The organism is Ruegeria sp. L12, assembly GCF_056531745.1.
This window is the reverse complement of record NZ_JBQFMH010000001.1, coordinates 108,963-127,644: the sequence shown is the minus strand read 5'-3', so window position 1 is coordinate 127,644 and position 18,682 is coordinate 108,963. Positions and strand designations below refer to the sequence as shown.

The window sequence follows — 18,682 nt, the reverse complement described above, 5'->3', positions numbered from 1 at the left end:
ATCCAATGGGGTTCTTACCGCTTCTCCGGCGGCTTCGGTTCCGGTATCAGCGATCGACCACCTCGTAGGGCGTGCTGAACCAGTATTCTTCCAGGTTTGGACCGTCTCCGATCCGGTCAACGACGGCAAACAGGCCGGGGCCATGCAGCGGTGTCAGAACACCGTGCCAGGTGCCCCGGTGATAATTCACCGCCTGCCCGGGTTGCGTGAAAAAGGCACGTGGCTGGCCCGGCTGCCCGCCTTCATCCGGGGCGACGATCACCAGAAACGGCTGGTGGGTCATTGGAATAAAAGCCTGGCTGCCTTCGGGATGCCGTTCGACCATCTCCAGCCGATAGGGCAACGCCCGCGGATTGGCGTCAAACAGGCTGAGGCCGGCACGGCCTGCCGAGAAATCCAGCGAAGCGCGGTCATGATACCGCCCGCATTGCCCCTGATTGATGATCTTGTCCGGTGATCCCGAGACGTCAATTAGATCACCGAAGGGCGCAAATTCCGCAGCCGAGATCGGCTCAACCACGATGCGCGTCATGACGGCAGCAGGTCCCGCAACCGGAACTCGGCGATGCGTTCGACCTGACGGCAGGCCTCGGCGAACTCAACATCGCGATCCTGATCGATCCGCCGCTCAAAAGCGTGCAGGATCGAGGCCTTGTCATGGTCCCGCACGGCGATGATGAACGGAAAGCCGAATTTGTCGGTATAGCGCTGATTCAGACCCGTAAACGTCGCGCGTTCCTCATCCGTCAGCGCATCCAACCCTGCCGAGGCTTGCTCGGACGTGCTCTCCTGTGTCAGCCGCTTGGCTTGCGCCAGTTTGCCGGCAAGATCCGGGTGAGCGGTCAGGACGCCCAATCGTTCCTCTTCCGAAGCAGAGCGGAACATGCGCGCCAACGCACTATGCAACCCGCCCGCCGTGTCATGCGCCGGACCCAACTCCAGATCATAGGCGCGTTCTGCAATCCATGCCGAATGCTCGAATATGCCACTATAGGTTTCGACAAACGTCGCGCGTTCCATCTGCGAAGGTTTGGGATGTTCTGCAGGGGGATGTGCTTGCGCCCAGTGCTCGGCAATTTGCAGGCGTGTGGCGAACCAGACATCCGAGAAACTGCGCGCATAGTCCAGAAAGCGTTTCAACGCCATCACCCGTCCGGGGCGACCGATCAGGCGGCAATGCAAACCGATCGAGAGCATCTTAGGCGCCCCAGCCTCGCCTTCCTCATAAAGCGCGTCAAAGCTGTCTTTCAGATAGGAATAAAACTGATCGCCGGCGTTGAACCCCTGCGGGGTGGCAAAACGCATGTCATTGCAATCCAGCGTATAGGGTACGATCAACTGATCCCGTCCGCCGGTTTGCATCCAATAGGGTAGATCGTCGGCATAGGTATCGGCGACATAGGCGAACCCGCCCTCTTCGGCCACCAGTCGGACCGTATTGTCGGAACAGCGCCCGGTGTACCAGCCACGCGGGCGCTCGCCGACCACTTCGGTGTGCAGGCGGATGGCCTCGGCGATCTGCGCCCGCTCGTCGTCTTCGGGCATATCCTTGTGTTCGACCCATTTCAGCCCGTGGCTGGCAATCTCCCACCCGGCGGATTTCATCGCGGCGACCTGATCCGGTGAACGCGCCAGCGCGGTCGCCACCCCGTAAACGGTGATTGGCAGGTTCTGCATCAAACGATGCAAGCGCCAGAACCCGGCGCGCGAGCCGTATTCATAGATCGATTCCATGTTCCAATGCCGCTGCCCCGGCCATTGCGCAGCGCCGACAATCTCGGACAGAAAGGCCTCGGACGCTGCATCGCCGTGTAAAACGCAGTTCTCGCCGCCTTCTTCGTAGTTCAGCACGATCTGCACCGCCAGCTTCGCCCCGCCCGGCCATTTGGCATCTGGTGGGGTGGCTCCGTATCCGATCATGTCACGAGGGTAACGAGGCGGCTGCATGTTTTCTTCCAGTGCTGGTTTGTGTCTCTTTCAGCCATAACCCAGAAAGTCGCGCAGGATTATCAAATCAATCCGAACGCTGTTTCCGGTTCTTTCGGCATTTCCACTGTTTTGAACTTTGCGTCAGACTGTGCCAAACCAAAAGGCAAATCGAAGGAGAAGGCGAGTGGCTGGTTATCTAACAACCCACGTTCTGGACACGGCGCGCGGCTGCCCGGCCGAGGGGCTGCGCATATCGCTCTACCGTATTTCCGGTGAGGAGCGCCATAAACTCGCCGAGACCGAGACCAACGCGGACGGGCGCACCAACAGCCCGATCCTGCCGCAAGATGCGTTCGAAACCGGCACTTACGAACTGGTTTTCTTCGCCGGGGACTACCTGCGTGCCAGCGGTCAGGATGGCGATGATCCCCTGTTTCTGGATCAGGTGCCGATCCGTTTCGGCATGTCCGATCCGCAAGCGCATTATCACGTGCCACTTTTGCTGTCGCCCTACGGCTATTCCACCTATCGCGGCAGTTAGACCGGAATGCTCCCGCCCGTCGGAGGCCCTTGCAAGGGCCACCTCCCGTTGGGCCGGGCGCCGTGCCCTGCGGGCCCGGCGCGGTCTGACATGAACTCTCCGGCGGTGCATTGACCAATGGCGCAACCGCGCCGCGGCTTTACCGCGGCGCCCGGCCCAACGCCGTGCGGTGCCCGTACGGCACAAACGGGGGCGGGAGCCTTTCTAGGTTGAGATATCCGCGCCTCGGACCATTTTTCCGATCCGTTGGATCATGAAATCCATGAACAGGCGCGCCTTGGGGTCTTGATGACGCCGATGCGTGTAAAGACAGGCCATCTGGACAGACACAGGTGGTGTGTCTGTTGCAACCGGAACCAGACGGCCCGCCTTCAGATGATCCGCCACCTCGAACACCGGCTTCATCGCGATGCCCTGTCCGGACAATGCCCAATCGGTCAGAACGTCTCCGTCATCGCATTCAAAGCGACCGGAGACTGCGAATCTTTTTGGACCGTCGGGCGTTTCCAGCATCCATTGAAACTCGGTCGCGCCCGGAAATCGCAGATTCAGGCACTCGTGTTTGTCTGCAATCAAGTCCGCGCCAGCCGCGGGCATACCCCTGCGCGAGATGTAGTCGGGCGCAGCGCAGAGCACCCGGTCGCAATCGGCGATCTTGCGGATGCGCAGGGTGCTGTCTTCGGGCTGCCCAATGAAGAACGCCAGATCCAGCCCCTCGGTGGTCAGATCGACGGATCGGTCCGTCAATCGCAACCGCACATCGATCTCGGGGTATTCCGACAGAAAATCAGGCACGTAGGGGGCCAACAATCGTCGCCCTACTCCTAAAGGAGCGGCGACGAACAGCGATCCGCGCGGTGCCTCGGTCAGATGCGTGACCTGTGCCTCGGCCTCATCCACCGCATCCAGCACAGCGACCGCACCGGGATAAAACGCCTTGCCCTGTTCGGTCGGGGACAGGTTGCGTGTGGTGCGCTGGAACAAACGCACACCCAAATGATCCTCAAGCTGCGAAATCCGCGCCGAGGTCACCGCCGGAGAAATTCGCAAATCGCGCCCGGCAGCAGACATGCTGCCCAGATCGTAAACCCTGACGAAGGTGCGGATATTGTCGAGATAGGACATCTTATCGTTTTTTTTGATACAGTTTGACAATATACGGGAATACCGAAGAAAAGCCCGTTTGCCTAGTGTGGCGGCAATCTATCGGAGAGAGCTTCATGTACGACTTCGCCGTGTTCTGGGACTGGATGGCCTTTGCCGTGCGCTGGCTGCACGTAATCACCGCCATCGCCTGGATCGGATCCTCGTTTTATTTCATCGCGCTGGACCTTGGCCTGAACCGTAATATCCCCGGTCCGGCGGATGGCGAGGAATGGCAGGTGCATGGCGGCGGCTTCTATCACATCCAGAAATATCTGGTGGCACCCGAACGGATGCCCGAGCATCTGACCTGGTTCAAATGGGAAAGCTATGCCACCTGGCTCAGCGGTGCCGCGCTGTTGATGATCGTCTATTGGGTAGGCGGAGAGCTGTATCTGATCGATGCGCAAAAAGCCGATCTGGCATTATGGCAGGGGATATTGATCTCTGCTGCCTCGCTGACTGTTGGCTGGCTGATCTATGATTTTCTGTGCAAATCTGGCCTCGGCGAACGCCCCACATTGCTGATGGTATTGCTGTTCGTGCTGCTGGTGGTCATGGGCTGGGGGTACAATCAGATCTTCACGGGCCGCGCGATGATGCTGCATCTGGGCGCGTTCACGGCCACGATCATGACCGCGAACGTATTCTTCATCATCATGCCGAACCAGCGTATTGTGGTGGACGACCTTAAGAACGGGCGCACACCCGATCCGAAATACGGCAAGATCGCCAAGCTGCGGTCGACCCACAATAACTATCTGACACTGCCGGTCGTGTTCCTGATGCTGTCGAACCACTATCCGCTGGCTTTCGCGACCGAATACAATTGGATCATCGCCGCGCTGGTCTTCCTGATGGGCGTCACCATCCGGCATTACTTCAACACTCGGCACGCCCGCGCGGGCAACCCGACATGGACTTGGGCCGTCACCGCGCTGCTGTTCCTTGCCATCATGTGGCTGTCGACCGCTGCGATGAACCAACCGCTGGAAGAGGCTGAGGCCGCAGAGCTGACCCCTTACGAGCAGAAATTCGCGGCCGCGGACGGGTTCGAGGATGCTCATGACATCGTGCTGGGCCGCTGTTCCATGTGCCACGCGCGCGAGCCGGTTTGGGAGGGTATCCTTTGGGCCCCCAAAGGTGTGTTGCTGGAGACCGAAGCCGACATCGCCCGCAACGCGCAGCAGATTTATCTGCAATCGGGCGTGACCCATGCGATGCCCCCGGCAAACGTGACCTTTATGGAACCGGAAGACCGCGCTGCGATCATCCGCTGGTTCCGCAACGCTAATCTGTAACCCACTATTCCCGCAGATCCGGCGTTTAGTCCTTCCCCTCAGCGCCTTCAGATGCTCTAACAGGTAATTAACAAGCCGCAGTAACGTATTTTGCGGCCATAGCGATTTCGACTTGGGGCAGTTGGAGCCAAAGAATGACAGGGAGCGGACCGCGCGGCGTTCTGAGAAGCTGGCTTTTTGGCACACTTGCGGCCCTGACCCCCACTCTTGCCGTTGCGCTTGAAACCACCCTGACCGCACCGGGGGCCTCAAAAGACATCGTTGACCGGCTGGAAGAGACCTCCTCGGTCTTCAACGCGGATACGCGAGGTCTGGATACCTCGCTCGAAATCCTCTCGGCGGCTTTATCGGATTACCGCACCATCGTGCAGATCATGTATGATGAAGGGTATTTCAGCCCCGTGGTCAGCATCAAGCTGGACGGGCAGGAAGCGGCCAATATCAACTCGCTGAACGTTCCCGCACAATTTGGCCGCGCGGTGGTGTCGGTGCAGACCGGGCCGAAGTTCAGGTTTGGCACCGCGGTCGTGCAGCCCGTGGCTCCTGACACCGTGCTGCCCGAAGAGTTTGCAACCGGCAAACTGGCCACCACCGGCGCAATTCAGCAGGCGACGTCAGCGGGCGTGCAAGGCTGGCGCGATGCGGGCCATGCCAAGGCCGAAGTTGCGGATCAGAAGGTGATTGCCCGGCACGCGCAGGCCCGGCTGGATGCAACGATTGATCTGGCACCCGGGCCGCGGTTGACCTTCGGCAAGATGATCATCCAGGGCGACACCAATGTCCGGCACAGGTCGATCGAAAAGATCGCCGGCTTCCCGTCGGGTGAGGTTTATTCGCCCCAGCAGGTGCAGAAGGTGGGAACCCGTTTGCGGCGGACGGGCACGTTCAGCGTGGTCTCGCTGAAGGAACATGATACGCCAAACCCTGATGGCACCCTGGACTTTGACGCCACGTTCGAGGACCTGCCGCCGCGTCGCCTGACCTTCGGGGCCGAGATCGCCTCGCGCGATGGGGTCGATGTGACCGCGACCTGGACCCACCGCAACGTCTTTCGCCGGGCCGAGCGTTTGCGGTTCGAGGCCGCAATCCGCAATATCGGCGGGGCCGAGGATATCGACGGACGAATTGGCCTGCGCCTGGATCAGCCCGACCGTCTGGGACCTGATGACAACACCTTCTGGAGCGCTTTGCTCGAACGGCGCAATACCGAGAACTACAATGTCTCGGTCGCCTCTGTGGCCTATGGTGCGCGGCGCACATTCTCGGACCGGCTCTATGCCGAGGCTTCGGCCGGTTTTCAATGGTCGGATGCGGATGACGCCTATGGCGATGGCCGCAAGTTCCGGTATTTCATCCTCCCCTTCCGGTCGGAATGGGATGAGCGCGACAGCAAAGTCAGCGCCACACGCGGCTATTATCTGGATTCGCAGGTGATGCCGTTCGCCGGTTTCTCCGAGACCGAATCCGGACTGCGCCTGTTCTTCGACGGGCGCGCCTATAATGATCTTGGAACAAACGGGCGTCTGGTTCTGGCCGGGCGCGTGCAGTTGGGTTCGGTTCTTGGACCGTCAGCGGACAGCGTGACCCCGGATTTCCTGTTCTTCTCGGGCGGTGCAGGCACGGTGCGCGGGCAGCCGTTTGAAAGCCTTGGCATTCCCATCGGAAACGAGGTTGCGGGTGGCAAATCTTTCCTCGGGCTGTCGGCCGAAGTTCGCGGGAGGGTCACGGACGCGATCTCACTGGTCGGGTTTTATGACTATGGCGTTGTCGACACCTCATCCTTCGTTGGTAACGGGTCGCAAGAGCACTCTGGCGCCGGGATCGGCGTCCGCTATGATCTGGGTGGCTTTGGCCCCCTGCGTCTTGACCTTGCGGTGCCGGTTCAGGGCGATACCGGTGCAGGTTTGCAGTTCTATCTTGGGATCGGACAGGCCTTTTGATGCGTCGTGTGACATATCCTCTGCTGCTGAGCTCGGTGGCAATCACCGCGCCTTTTCCTGTGGCCGCTCAGGACGAGGGCGGCAGCATGATCGAGCGTTTCCTGCAGGATACCCTGTCGGGCGACGATCAGAATGTCCGTGTGATCGGGCTGGAAGGCGCGCTGAGTTCTCGCGCCACGATTCAGGAGATAACTGTCGCCGATGACGAAGGCGTTTGGCTGACCATCAAAGGTGCCGAGCTCGATTGGAACAGGCTGGCATTGCTGCGCGGCCGATTCTCGGTCAACGCGCTGACGGCGCAGGAAATCGAGGTCGCGCGGGCGCCCGGAACCACAACCAAAGACGCGCCGCCACCCTCTGCCGAAACACAACCGTTCCAGCTGCCCGAATTGCCAGTTGCAATCGAGATCGGAGAGCTGCGTGTTGATGACCTGTCGCTGGGCGAACCGCTGATCGGCGTCGCCGCTGATTTGCAAGTGAACGGCAACCTCTCGCTGGCCGATGGCACGCTGGATACGACGCTGGATATCGACCGGCTTGACCGCGCGGGTGACACCATCGACCTGACGGCGGGGTTCGACAACTCAAGCCGCCAGATCGATCTGGACCTGACCGTTGCCGAGGCCTCGGGCGGGTTGATCGCAACCGCCTTGGGCGTACCTGATACACCACCCATTGAACTGACTGCCAAAGGGACAGGTCCCGTCAGTGACTTCACTGCGGATATCGGCCTCAGCAGTGATCAGCAGGTGCGTGTTACCGGGCAAGTTCGGCTACGCAGCGCAGAAGAAGGCGGTACGGCGGCAGATGGCATCGCTTTTACCGCCGATCTGGGTGGCGATCTGACTCCGTTTCTGGCCGACGAGATGGACACGTTCTTTGGCACCGACACCAAGCTGTTCGTGGACGGGCGCACCCATCCGGACGGCGCGCTGGATATTCCGAATATCGAAATCACCTCCGAGGCTTTGGCGCTGGAAAGCCAGTTGAACCTTGGTCCGGGCGGCACGCTGAAACTGGCCGCGCTGCAAGGCCGGATCACGCCCCCCGAAGGCGACAGTGTCGTATTGCCGATCAGCGGCGGAGATACGTCGATCGGGGCCGCGCAAATCTCGGCCTTGTTCAACGCAGAGAATGGCAATCTTTGGGACCTGAGCCTGACAGCGGACGCCGTATCGACGCCCAATCTGAAACTGAAAGATGCCTGGATCACTGGCCAGGGCACGCTGGATCAGACCGATGGGCTGGCGGTTCAGGGCGATCTGCAGGCCGTTCTGGACGGGATCGACCTGACCGACCCGGCGCTGAACAATGCCGTGGGCGATCAGATCACGCTGGACGGTCAGTTTGATTATGGCAGCGATCAGTCGCTGCAGCTTTCGGGGTTCGAACTGGTCGGCAGCGACTATACCCTCGGCGCGGATGCGGTGATCAGCGGACTGGCGACCGGGTTGCAGGTAGACGGCGAGGCAACTTTGCAGGCCAGCGATTTGTCACGCTTTTCCGATCTGGCGCAACTGCAGCTGGGCGGCGAGGCTTCGATCCGGGTGCAGGGCAATGGTTCACCTCTTGAGCGCAGCTTTGACGGCAAGGTGGTTGTCAGTGGGCGCGACCTGTCGACCGGGCGTGACGATATCGATCCGGTGATCAAGGGCGAAACCGAGATCACGCTGGATGCCAAACGCGGGTCTGAAGGCGTTACCATCCGTGACTTCTCGATCACCAGCGAGGCCGTGACCGCGCAGGCCGGCGGAACGATCACCACTCCGGATGGCAATATATCCATCGACGGTCAGGCCAGCCTGAACGCCACCGATCTTTCGGTCTTCTCAGGCCTCGCCAAGCGCGAGCTGGCCGGTGCGGTTCAGGCACGGCTGGATGGCAAAGGCACTGTACAGACGCTGGAATTCGATGGTCAGGCCAGTGTGATCGGCACCAACATCCAGACGGGGATGAGCGATATCGATCCGCTGCTGACCGGTCGCACCACGATCAGCTTTGATGGCGCACGTACGGGCGAACAGATCGTCATCCGCGACGCCAGGGTGAACGGCAAGGCCATGACTGCGCAGGTTGCTGCTACGATTGACGACCCGACGGGAACCCTCGCCGTAGACGGGTCAGCCAAGGTGAAGGTGCCTGATCTGTCGCTGTTTTCAGGTCTCGTTGGTCGAGAATTGGCGGGTTCAGTCAATGCCGACGTCACCGGAAAGGGTGCGGAAGGCTCCAGAACCTTTGATGTGAAGGGCACTGTCACAGCCGACGATATCGCCACCGGAATAGATCTGGTTGACGGCCTTGTTCAGGGACGCACCACGCTGAACGTGGATGCGGTGAATGACGATCAGGGGCTGAACATCCGCACCTTCCACCTGAACGGAACGGCGCTGACCGCCAAGGCTTCGGGTCAGTTGGATCGCGATGCTGGCGGACTGAGTTTTGCTGCGGCGCTGGACGATATGAACCGGCTCTCGCCTACTCTATCCGGCCCGCTGCGCCTTGAGGGGAATGTGGCCCCGACCACCTCGGGGCTGGAAGGAACAGCGCGGCTGCTGGGTCCCGAAAGCTCTTACGCCAGCCTGTCGGGTACCGTTGATACCAATGGCGCGGCCGATCTGGATTTCGACGCCCGCCTTAACCGGATCGAACGTTTCGCCCCCGATTTCCCCGGCACCGTCTCCGCCACGGGCACGGCACAGCGTGATGCGGGTAAATGGACGATCAATGCCAAGGCCGAGGGTCCGGCGCAAATCAACAGCACCGTCGCAGGCACGTTTGATGAGACCAGCGGCACCGCCGATCTGAAAATGAACGGCGGCGTCAATATCGGCATCGCCAATGCCTTTATCTCGCCCAACAGCATGCAGGGCACGGCCCGGTTCGACCTGGCCCTGAAAGGCGCGCCAACGCTCGGCGCGCTCAGCGGGACGATCACAACCTCGGGCACGTCGATGGCGCTGCCGGACGTGGGTCAGACAATCACCGGTATCGGCGGCTCGGTCACGCTTGCGCAAAGTCGTGCGACAATTGACCTGCAGGGCGGCGTGCGTGCAGGGGGGGGCTTTACGGTCAAAGGCCCTGTCGACCTGACGCCACCGTTCAATGCGCAGATCACCACCGCACTCAACAATCTGGTTCTCACTGACAGACTGCTTTACGAGACCATTTTGAACGGCCAGATCGCGATGAAAGGCGCTCTGGCGGGCAACAGCTCAATTGCAGGGCAGATCAATTTCGGTGAAACCAATATCAACCTTGCCGCTGCCTCGGGCGCGGTCGGAGCGGCGCCGATCCCGGCGATCGAGCATGTGAACGAAAGCTCTGCCGGCTTCCTCACCCGCGAGCGGGCCAATCTGGTGAAAAGCGATGAAGGCGCAAAAAGCAATTCTCGGATCGCGCTGGATATAGGTCTGCTGGCCCCCAAGGCGGTCTTTGTGCGGGGCCGTGGTGTCAATGCGGAACTGGGCGGTCGCATCCAGATCGGCGGCACCACAACCGCGCTGGTCCCCTCGGGCCAGATCGAACTGATCCGCGGCAATTTCGATATTCTGGGCCGCCGTCTGGCGCTGACCAAAGGAATAGTCACGCTGCAGGGCGACCTGACGCCCTATATCGAGTTCGAATCCTCGACCAGCACCTCGGACGGCACAGCGACCATCGAGATCGCAGGTCCGCTGGATTCACCTGAGATCGATGTGTTTTCGGACCCGGAACGCCCCACCGAAGAGGCGCTGGCGATGCTGCTGTTCGGAAACCGGTTCTCTGAACTTTCGCCGTTCGTGATCGCGCAGATGGCGGCGTCTCTGGCGCAACTCAGCGGCGCAGGCGGAGATGCCACGAAAGGCGTTCGCGAGGCCACCGGCGTGGATACGATCGATATCGGCGCCAGCGAAGGCGGTGCCGGTCGCCTTGGCGCGGGTGCCTATCTCAGCGACAACCTCTATACCGACTTCACCGTCAACACCGAGGGCGACACCGAGGTCAATCTGAACCTGGATGTCACCGACAGTTTCACCGTCAGGGGCACGGTTGACGGGCGGGGCGAGACCGGTCTGGGCGTGTTTTTCGAGCGCGACTACTGATTTCATCAACGATCATTTGTGCGGCACGGTTGGGTCAATTGCCTGTTGACCCCAAAAATACATTATATAAAACAATATGTTGCACCTGAAATTCGTGAAATAGAATGGACAACCATTCGTGACTCACGAATTGCACGCACCGTTCATGGTGTATTTTCGACGGTTCGTTCCATCGCTGTTGCTGGTCCGGATTGTGTGGGGCAGAACAAGGTCAGTGCCGCGGTTGTTTGCGGTGAGTTAAAGAGTGACTGAGTTAAGAGTGCAACCTTGTGTCGAGTGGGTGATGTTCCAAACGGGGGAAACTGAAGGCCTGACGATACGTCTTTTTTAAGTACGAAGACATTTGCTTGGTTACCCCTCTGCGATCCGAGTTTTCCGTGCTTGGCTTCGCGGAGGGGTAAATACTTTGGCGACAATCGCGCGGTCTGGGTCGCCGGTTGTCTATGCGAAAGCGAGAAGTTTGTTGACCGTGAGCAGACCTAGGCGGCAGCCGCCAGATCCGTCAACCAGGCGCGCACTTCGTATTGTCGGCTGCGGGCAACGGCGATTTTGGTGCCGCATTCAAGGACCACATAGCCGGGCGCGTTCAGGCTGCTGGCAACGTCCACGCCATTGCCGGACACCCAGAAAGACCGGTGCACCTGAAGGCCACTGCCTTCGGGCAGTTGCGACAGGATGCCCTTGAAGGTCGAGCGGACCAGAACCTCCTTCTCGCCCACACGGAGCGTGACATAATGCTGGCTGGCTTGAATGTACAAGATGTCCTTCACCAGAAACGTCTGCCCATTGGCTGTAACGAGGCCAGAGGCGGCGGGTATCTCCTCAGCCTCATCCTGAACGACGGGCTTGTCTCTGGAACGGGCCAGAAAGGGCGGCAGAACCCAGGCGAAGACAATCACCTCCACCCCGACAATCAGCAGGTATTGCGGCAGAAAAAAGGGCATGTAGAGGAAATGCAACGAGGTGAAGACGTTGAAGAATGCCGTCGCCGCAGTGTCAGCAAAAGCCGTGGCCGCATAAGCGATGGGCAAACAGGTGATCGGTGCGAAAAACCGTTTGATCCCGAAAGAACGGCACATGGAGGCCTGGCACAGCACCATCAACGACGCCGCACCGAGGTAGCCGATGATGCAGAACAGCCAGTAGACGGCGCGCCCCAGCCCATCTGACGGCATGGCAAACAAGGACGGCGTCGCGCCAGTAAGCATCAGCATCAACGGCGCCAGAAACAGGAAGAAGTTTCTGGACAGGAAAAAGCTCATCAATTCCAGCGGAGTCACGGCAACCGAGACCTGCGGTAATACGAACAGCGTATATTCCGTGCGCATCAAGTGCTGATACGTGTCTTTGAGTGCCATACAACCCCTTTGTCTTCCACTGCTCTCAGGAGGCCCCGCAGGGCCACCGCCTGATCATCCTATCGTGCCAATGGCCGCCTGCCCCGCGCGTGGCGGTTCAGCCACTGGTGCAGATCAGCGATTCACCTGTTCGGGAATCCACAATATACGGTTGATTACATGCCGTCTGCACCAGTTATGCTGCTACATTATGCAACATAATGTGGTTTATTTTTTGCAAGAACCAGTGGGATGCCAAAGATGTCAGGATGACGTCACGGAAATACAAAAGAGCGACCCCGGTAAGGATCGCTCTTTCAACTCGTGAGTGGCCTTATTCCGCCGCGACAGCGTCCTGAATTTTTTCGACGCGGATCGCCGAGAATTTGAACTCGGGGATCTTGCCATAGGGGTCGATGGCCGAGTTGGTCAGGATGTTGGCCGCGGCCTCAACATAGGCAAATGGAATGAACACCATATCCTCGGCAATCGCACGGTCGGCGCGAACCATGATCTCAATCGAGCCACGACGCGTGGTGAGACGGATCATCTCACCCGGCTCAATGCCCATCAACTTCAAGGTGCGCGGGTTCATCGAGCAGTTCGCCTCGGGTTCAACCGCATCCAGAACGTTGGACCGGCGGGTCATCGACCCGGTATGCCAATGCTCCAGCTGACGGCCCGTTGTGGCGATCATCGGGTATTCGTCATCCGGGGCCTCATCCGGCGGGATGACACTGGCCGGGGTGAACCGGGCCTTGCCGTCCGCACGCGGGAAACCATCGCCGAACACGATCGCCTGACCCGGGTCTGTCTCGGACAGCGACGGATAGGTGATGGTCTCGGTCTCCAGACGCTCCCACGTGATGTTGTTGAGCGAGTTCATCGTCAACTTCATCTCGGCAAAGACCTGAGACACATCCGTGTAATCCCAGTTCAGCCCTATCCGCTGCGCCAGTTCGACTGTGATCGTCCAATCCTCGCGCGCCTCACCCGGAGGGGTCACGGCGGGACGCACCCGCTGCACCTGACGGTTGGTGTTCGACACGGTGCCGTTCTTTTCATATAGCGCCGAGGCAGGCAGGATGATGTCGGCATAGTTCGCCGTCTCGGTCAGGAAAATATCCTGCACGATCATCAGGTCCAGCTTGGCTAGTGCGTCGCGGGCGTGGTTCACATCGGGGTCAGACATGGCCGGGTTTTCACCCATGATATACATGCCCTTGATGTTGCCCTGATACGCTTGGTCGATGATCTCGGTCACAGTCAGGCCCTTCTCGTTCGAGAAGTCCTGTTCGTCGTTCCAGACGCTGTTGAACTTGGCGCGAATGCCATCGTCCATGACGGACTGGTAGTCCGGCAGGAACATCGGGATCAGGCCCGCGTCCGACGCACCCTGCACGTTGTTCTGCCCCCGCAGCGGGTGCAGACCCGCGCCGGGTTTGCCGACATTGCCGGTCATCAGCGCCAGCGAGATCAGGCAGCGCGAATTATCGGTGCCGTGGATATGCTGGCTGACGCCCATCCCCCAGAAGATCAGACCGGCCTTGGCCTGCGCAAATGTGCGTGCGACGCGGCGCAGCTGATCCGGTTCGATGCCACAGATCGGCGACATCGCCTCGGGCGTGAACTGGCGCAGATGCTCTTTCTCGGCCTCCCAGTTCTCGGTCCAGCGGTGAATGTACTGACTGTCATACAGCTCTTCCTCGACGATCACGTTCATGATCGCGTTCAGCATCGAGACATCGGCACCCGGGCGGAATTGCAGCATTTCATCCGCGAACTTGCGCATGCCGACGCCGCGTGGATCCATCACGATCAGCTTGCCGCCACGTTTGGTGAACTGCTTGAAGTATGTTGCCGCAACCGGATGGTTCTCGATCGGGTTCGAGCCGATGATGATCGCAACATCGGCGTTTTCGATCTCGTTGAAGGTCGCGGTCACCGCGCCGGAGCCAACGTTTTCGATCAGAGCCGCAACAGATGACGCGTGGCACAAACGGGTGCAATGGTCGACGTTGTTGTGGCGGAAGCCCTGTCGGATGAACTTCTGGAACAGGTACGCTTCTTCGTTGGTGCATTTGGCCGAGCCAAAGCCGGCAACCGAACGCGGGTCTTCGTCGCGCAGGGTCTTCAGCTTGGCGGCGGCCAGATCCATCGCCTCTTCCCAGGTCGCTTCGCGGAAATGGGTATCCAGATTGCCCGGATCGACGTTCAGCCCCTTTTCAGGCGCGTCCTCACGCCGGATCAGCGGCTTGGTCAAGCGGTGCGGGTGGTGAATGTAGTCGAACCCGAACCGGCCTTTGACGCACAGGCGGCCTTCGTTGGCTGGGCCGTTGATGCCCTCGATATATTTGACCTTGCCGTCCTTGACCTTCAGCGAGACCTTGCAGCCCACACCGCAGAACGGGCAGACGCTTTCGGTTTCGCTGTCATAGTCCTTGCTGTCGCCCTTTTGCTGGTCATCAAGCACCGTGGCAGGCATCAGGGCGCCGGTCGGGCAAGCCTGCACGCATTCACCACAGGCCACGCAGGTCGATGCACCCATCGGATCGTTCTGGTCGAACACCACCTGCGCAGTATGCCCGCGACCAGCCATGCCGATTACGTCATTCACCTGCACTTCGCGGCAGGCGCGGACGCAGAGGTTGCAGTTGATGCAGGCGTCCAGATTGACACGCATCGCAACGTGGCTGTCATCCAGCAGCGGGATTTTCTCGGCCTCTTTCGCCGGGAACCGGCTGTCACTGACATCGTTCAGCTTGGCCATGTCCCAGAAGTGGCTGGAGGTGTCGTGTGCTTCCTCGGGCTGATCCGCGACCAGCAGCTCCATCACCATGGCGCGCGATTTCTCGGCCCTGTCGCTGTCGGTCTTGACGACCATCCCGTCCGCCGCAGGGCGGATACACGAAGCGACCAGCGTGCGCTCGCCTTCCACCTCGACCATACAGGCGCGGCAGTTGCCGTCAGGGCGATAACCCGGCTGCGGCTTGTGGCACAGGTGCGGAATGGTGAACCCCTGCCCCTTGGCGGCTTCCCAGATGGTCCAGCCTTCGGGCACGGTGACGTCTTCGCCGTTCAGGTTGAAGGTGACGGTCTTGTTTGGGCTTGCATCAAGCATGGCTCTGTCTCCCTCAGATTTCGTCAGCGAAATGTTTCATGACCAGACGGATCGGGTTCGGGGCCGCCTGCCCCAGACCGCAGATGGACGCATCGCCCATGACCTGGCACAAATCCTCCAGCAGGTCCTGATCCCATTTGTCGGCCTGCATCAGCTTCACCGCCTTTTCGCAGCCTGCACGGCAGGGCGTACACTGGCCGCAGCTTTCGTCTTCGAAAAACCGCAGCATGTTCAGCGCGGCATCACGGGCGGTGTCCTGATCGGACAGAACCACCACAGCAGCGGAGCCGATGAAGGTGCCATGCGGTTGCAAAGTGTCAAAGTCCAGCGGGATATCGTCCATCGACGCGGGCAACAGACCCGACGAAGGACCACCGGGTTGATACGCCTTGAAGCTCTGGCCCTCGGCCATGCCACCGGCGGCCTCAATCACATCCAGAATGGTTGAACCCGCAGGCAGCAGGTAGACACCCGGCTTTGCAACCCGGCCCGAGACCGAATAGCTGCGCAGACCCTTGCGACCATTCTTTTCAGTGCTGTTGAGGCACTCGGGCCCTTCGCGACAAACTTTGGTGACCCAATAAAGCGTCTCGACATTGTGCACCAAGGTCGGGCGGTTAAAGACCCCAACCTGCGCCACGAACGGAGGACGGTGACGCGGCAGGCCCTTTTTGCCCTCGATCGACTCAATCATCGCGGATTCTTCGCCGCAGATATAGGCACCGGCACCCCGGCGCAGGTCGATGTAGCCTTCTTCGACGATCCCTGCCTGCTCCAACGCTGCAATCTCACGGCGCAGGATTTCCAGCACGGCCGGATATTCGTCGCGCATGTAGATAAAGCAGGTTTCCGCCTCGACCGCCCAGGCGGCGATCAGCATACCCTCAAGGAAGACATGCGGCGTGCGCTCCAGATAGTAACGGTCCTTGAACGTGCCGGGCTCGCCTTCATCCCCGTTCACGGCCAGATAGCGCGGACCTTCGTTCATACGAACAAAGCCCCATTTCTTGCCGGACGGGAAGCCAGCGCCGCCCAGACCGCGCAGGCCCGAGGACAAAATGTCTTCCTGCACCTGCTCCCAATCGCCGTTGTCTCGCAGCTCTTTCAGCTTGGCGTAACCACCGTTCGCCTCATAGGCGGCAAAGGCTTCGTAGTCAGGCAGATGCGCATGGGTGTCATCGGCGGCAATCGCGGCCTCTACCTTTTCAGGGGTGGCGTGGTCGATGTGATTGTGACCGATCTCAAGCACCGGAGCCGTATCGCAACGGCCCATGCAGGGCGCGCGCAGAACGCGGACCTGCGAGGCGTCCAGCCCGTCCTCAAGCGCTTTTTGCAACTGCTGGGCACCGGCCATCTCGCAGGACAGGGAATCACACACGCGGATCGTCAACGCCGGAGGAGGCGTCTCGCCCTCTTTCACCACATCGAAATGGGCGTAGAAGGTCGCGGTTTCGTAAATCTCAGCCTGCCCGATCCGCATCTCAACCGCCAGCGCGGCGATATGGTCGGCGCTGATATGGCCGTGTGCGTCCTGAATCAAATGCAGGAATTCGATCAGCAGATCGCGGCGGCGTGGAAGGTCGCCCAGCAGGCGATGAATCTCGGCCTGCGCCTCATCCGTGAACTGACGGCCCTTGGGCGTGTGCCGCCCCTTGCCTTTACCTGACTTCCAGACGCCCTTGGGTGCGCCCGATGGCTTGGTATCTAATGGTGCCATGATGCCCTCCGATTCAGGCTCCGTGTCTCATCAGAGTAACATATCGTCAAATCGCTTTTGGCAATCGCACGATAACGACACCTTATCACCGCAAAGACGTCACCACCGCCCGCAGCGCCTCAACCGTTGGCAATTCCGGGTCGCGCGTCAGGGTCGCCAGGCAAATCGGTTTACTGACAACAGGATCGACCAGCGGCAGCACCTTTGTCCCCTTCAACTCGCCCAGTGCCCGCACCAGAACGCGCGGCACGACTGTGGCTGCAAGACCCTCGCGCGCCATCACCATCGAGGCGGTAAAGCCGCTGGTTTCAGCAACGATATCGGGATGCAGCCCCTGTTCGGCAAACACCCGATCCAGAATGCGCCGGTTCTGCATCTGCGGCTCAAGCAGGCTGAGCGGGAACTCGGCCACCTGCGCCCATGGGATCGGTCCGGACTGCTCGGTCATGTGCGACGGCACCAGCAGTACATAGGTTTCCTCGTACAGCGGCTGCACCTGCCGGAAATCGGTGCCGATGCTGTCACCATAGGTCACGCCGGCGTCCAGACTGCCCTCATCCAACCGATGCTGGATGGCGGTGGCCGACATGGTCTCGATCCGCGTGACAATGCGCGGATGCGCCTGCCGTAATCGTTTGGTCAGCCGTCCGGTGAAAGCGATGGCGGTTGGAATGACGCCGAGGATCAGCGTCCCAGTGATCTCACCCTTGGCCGCCAGCACTTGCTGCTCCAGCGCCTTGGTATCGTCGAGAATACGCCGCGCCCGCTGGACGATCATCTCGCCCTCTTCGGTCAGGCCCTGAAACCGATTGGCGCGCCGGACAATAGAGACACCCAATCGATCCTCGAGATTACGGATGCGCATTGAGAACGCAGGCTGGGAAATGCCGCACTCCTCAGCCGCTTTGGCGAAATGACGATGCCGCGCCAATGCGCTCAGCAGTTGCAGGTCGCGGATTTCGATCATTTAACCCTTTCCTGGACGGCATGTTGAACCCCACACATATGCGGTTTCCTCAATAGAGAACAGAATTTACGGCGCTCGCACAGGAACTATTAATCGGGCTCGCCCCTCTCAGCAAAGCTCTATAGCATCGCCCAAAGGCATTTGAATGAGGTCTTCATGTTTGAAACTTTACTCGTCATTTTCATCGGGCTCGTCGGCGGCATTGCCGTCGGTCTTCAAGCACAAATAGCCGGCTCAATGGGGGGCCGTATCGGTGGTGCCGCAGGCAGCCTCATCGTTCACTTGGGAGGAGCAATCGCTTCGCTAGCACTGTTGATATTTCGCGGCGGTGAAAACATTAGTGAATGGCGGCATCTGCCTTGGTATATGTTGGGAAGCGGCGTATTGGGCCTAATACTCTATCTGACCCTCAGTCAAACCATACCGAAGCTGGGCGCCACATCAGCGATAACTCTCGTCGTCGTCGGCCAGCTTGCAGTTGGCATGGTCATCGATCATTTTGGTCTATTTGAAGCCGACGTTCGGTCGATTGATTTTCAGCGAATTGGCGCAGTGGCCATGCTTATGGTTGGGGCCTATCTATTGCTTCGCTAATTCGCAATTT

Annotated in this window: 12 protein-coding genes; 5 read left to right on the top strand and 7 right to left on the bottom strand. The window is 59.9% G+C overall.

The annotated features are described in order from the left end of the window. Positions 1-46 precede the first annotated feature (46 nt). On the bottom strand, positions 47-532 hold the full coding sequence (locus ACR0K9_RS00590) for an ureidoglycolate lyase (RefSeq protein WP_480819929.1): 486 nt from the start codon (positions 530-532) through the stop codon (positions 47-49). Beyond that, positions 529-1,947, bottom strand: a complete 1,419-nt coding sequence (gene puuE / locus ACR0K9_RS00585; RefSeq protein ID WP_480819927.1) for an allantoinase PuuE — start codon at positions 1,945-1,947, stop codon at positions 529-531. The genes ACR0K9_RS00590 and puuE overlap by 4 nt, the downstream gene beginning before the upstream one ends. Before the next feature lie 166 nt (positions 1,948-2,113). Between puuE and uraH the strand changes: the two genes are divergently transcribed. Further along, on the top strand, positions 2,114-2,470 hold the full coding sequence (gene uraH, locus ACR0K9_RS00580) for a hydroxyisourate hydrolase (RefSeq protein ID WP_480819926.1): 357 nt from the start codon (positions 2,114-2,116) through the stop codon (positions 2,468-2,470). Positions 2,471-2,674: 204 nt separating this feature from the next. Here uraH and ACR0K9_RS00575 read toward each other — a convergent pair whose 3' ends face one another. Further along, positions 2,675-3,595, bottom strand: coding sequence for a LysR family transcriptional regulator (locus ACR0K9_RS00575; RefSeq protein WP_480819924.1), 921 nt, complete (start codon positions 3,593-3,595; stop codon positions 2,675-2,677). Between the two features lie 95 nt (positions 3,596-3,690). Here ACR0K9_RS00575 and ACR0K9_RS00570 point away from each other — a divergent pair, with 95 nt between their 5' ends. The 3 genes from ACR0K9_RS00570 (at position 3,691) to ACR0K9_RS00560 (ending at position 10,936) form a co-directional block, all read left to right on the top strand. Continuing rightward, on the top strand, positions 3,691-4,914 hold the full coding sequence (locus ACR0K9_RS00570; protein WP_480819922.1) for a urate hydroxylase PuuD: 1,224 nt from the start codon (positions 3,691-3,693) through the stop codon (positions 4,912-4,914). Positions 4,915-5,048: 134 nt separating this feature from the next. Next, entirely contained in the window at positions 5,049-6,854 is a 1,806-nt protein-coding gene (locus ACR0K9_RS00565; protein ID WP_480819920.1) for an autotransporter assembly complex protein TamA, read from the top strand. Beyond that, positions 6,854-10,936, top strand: coding sequence for a translocation/assembly module TamB domain-containing protein (locus ACR0K9_RS00560; protein WP_480819918.1), 4,083 nt, complete (start codon positions 6,854-6,856; stop codon positions 10,934-10,936). The genes ACR0K9_RS00565 and ACR0K9_RS00560 overlap by 1 nt, the downstream gene beginning before the upstream one ends. A 479-nt stretch (positions 10,937-11,415) precedes the next feature. On the opposite strand, the gene ACR0K9_RS00555 is transcribed toward ACR0K9_RS00560, so the two are convergent. The 4 genes from ACR0K9_RS00555 to ACR0K9_RS00540 all read right to left on the bottom strand — a co-directional run bounded on the left by ACR0K9_RS00555 (position 11,416) and on the right by ACR0K9_RS00540 (position 18,078). After that, entirely contained in the window at positions 11,416-12,294 is an 879-nt protein-coding gene (locus tag ACR0K9_RS00555) for a LytTR family DNA-binding domain-containing protein (RefSeq protein ID WP_480819916.1), read from the bottom strand. A gap of 313 nt (positions 12,295-12,607) precedes the next feature. Then, entirely contained in the window at positions 12,608-15,394 is a 2,787-nt protein-coding gene (fdhF, locus tag ACR0K9_RS00550) for a formate dehydrogenase subunit alpha (protein ID WP_480819914.1), read from the bottom strand. Positions 15,395-15,407: 13 nt separating this feature from the next. Then, positions 15,408-17,111, bottom strand: a complete 1,704-nt coding sequence (locus ACR0K9_RS00545; RefSeq protein WP_480819912.1) for an NAD(P)H-dependent oxidoreductase subunit E — start codon at positions 17,109-17,111, stop codon at positions 15,408-15,410. Between the two features lie 85 nt (positions 17,112-17,196). Then, the gene (locus ACR0K9_RS00540) at positions 17,197-18,078 is read right to left on the bottom strand and encodes a LysR family transcriptional regulator (RefSeq protein WP_480819910.1); all 882 of its coding nucleotides are present in this window, start codon (positions 18,076-18,078) and stop codon (positions 17,197-17,199) included. Positions 18,079-18,234: 156 nt separating this feature from the next. Here ACR0K9_RS00540 and ACR0K9_RS00535 point away from each other — a divergent pair, with 156 nt between their 5' ends. Then, a complete protein-coding gene (locus ACR0K9_RS00535) occupies positions 18,235-18,672 on the top strand; it encodes a DMT family transporter (protein WP_480456786.1) in 438 nt (145 codons plus the stop codon). The last annotated feature ends 10 nt before the right edge of the window (positions 18,673-18,682 follow it).

Bases quoted from the DNA above. Each gene is read 5' to 3' on its own strand.
- ACR0K9_RS00590 (WP_480819929.1), bottom strand. From the start codon at position 532: ATGACGCGCATCGTGGTTGAGCCGATCTCGGCTGCGGAATTTGCGCCC.
- puuE (WP_480819927.1), bottom strand. From the start codon at position 1,947: ATGCAGCCGCCTCGTTACCCTCGTGACATGATCGGATACGGAGCCACC.
- ACR0K9_RS00575 (WP_480819924.1), bottom strand. From the start codon at position 3,595: ATGTCCTATCTCGACAATATCCGCACCTTCGTCAGGGTTTACGATCTG.
- ACR0K9_RS00570 (WP_480819922.1), top strand. From the start codon at position 3,691: ATGTACGACTTCGCCGTGTTCTGGGACTGGATGGCCTTTGCCGTGCGC.
- ACR0K9_RS00565 (WP_480819920.1), top strand. From the start codon at position 5,049: ATGACAGGGAGCGGACCGCGCGGCGTTCTGAGAAGCTGGCTTTTTGGC.
- ACR0K9_RS00560 (WP_480819918.1), top strand. From the start codon at position 6,854: ATGCGTCGTGTGACATATCCTCTGCTGCTGAGCTCGGTGGCAATCACC.
- ACR0K9_RS00555 (WP_480819916.1), bottom strand. From the start codon at position 12,294: ATGGCACTCAAAGACACGTATCAGCACTTGATGCGCACGGAATATACG.
- fdhF (WP_480819914.1), bottom strand. From the start codon at position 15,394: ATGCTTGATGCAAGCCCAAACAAGACCGTCACCTTCAACCTGAACGGC.
- ACR0K9_RS00545 (WP_480819912.1), bottom strand. From the start codon at position 17,111: ATGGCACCATTAGATACCAAGCCATCGGGCGCACCCAAGGGCGTCTGG.
- ACR0K9_RS00540 (WP_480819910.1), bottom strand. From the start codon at position 18,078: ATGATCGAAATCCGCGACCTGCAACTGCTGAGCGCATTGGCGCGGCAT.
- ACR0K9_RS00535 (WP_480456786.1), top strand. From the start codon at position 18,235: ATGTTTGAAACTTTACTCGTCATTTTCATCGGGCTCGTCGGCGGCATT.